This window comes from Segatella copri (assembly GCF_024330485.1).
GTDB lineage: Bacteria > Bacteroidota > Bacteroidia > Bacteroidales > Bacteroidaceae > Prevotella > Prevotella copri_L.
The window spans coordinates 1-596 of record NZ_JANDWX010000113.1; the positions used below are offsets into that span (position 1 = coordinate 1).

Annotated in this window: 1 protein-coding gene; it reads left to right on the plus strand. The window is 50.0% G+C overall.

Features of this window, described 5'->3' with window-relative positions:
* Window positions 1–135 precede the first annotated feature (135 nt).
* Window positions 136–549 carry a plasmid mobilization protein gene (locus NNC77_RS16600; protein WP_254971967.1) on the plus strand — a complete coding sequence of 138 codons (414 nt, stop codon included), beginning with the start codon at window positions 136–138 and terminating at the stop codon, window positions 547–549.
* The last annotated feature ends 47 nt before the right edge of the window (window positions 550–596 follow it).

Consider the following 596-nt stretch of genomic DNA (forward strand, 5'->3'; position numbering starts at 1 on the left):
CAACTAACGTGTTCTGAGAGGGAGCGAGGTTATGTTTTGGGAACCCCAAAACGCCTCGCTCCACCATGAGGGCGGAGAAATTTTGCTCCCGACGGTCGCAGAAAGTGAGTGTACCAACTATAAACAGTGTATCGAATGACAAACATACAGGAACAAGACAAGAGAAAGGGCGGAAGACCGCCCACGGGCAGGGTTCGCAAGCTGTCGAAGTCTGTCACGGTGAAGTTCTCGAAGCCAAGCTACGAGGCATTGAGACTGAGGGCAAGAAAAGCCAACCGCAAGTTGGCGGAGTACATCCGTGAGTCCGCCTTGAACGGCGAGGTGGTCAGTGGACACAACACTGAGACGGTTGCCATTGCCAAGAACCTCATCGGTATGGCAAACAATCTCAACCAACTTACCAAGTTGTCGCATCAGAGAGGTTTCCATGAAACCCATGTATATGTGGTGGACTTGTTGAGAAGATTGAAATCCATCCTTGGTGAGTATCGCCAAGCAAGTTCTAAACCGAAGCCAAGCGGAATGAACAGAAAGGAGGATACCACATGATAGGAAAGCTAAAGAAAGGGGCATCCTTTGGTGGTTGCATCCGCTAT

Coding starts and splice junctions, on each gene's coding strand:
- NNC77_RS16600 (WP_254971967.1), top strand. CDS start 136: ATGACAAACATACAGGAACAAGACAAGAGAAAGGGCGGAAGACCGCCC.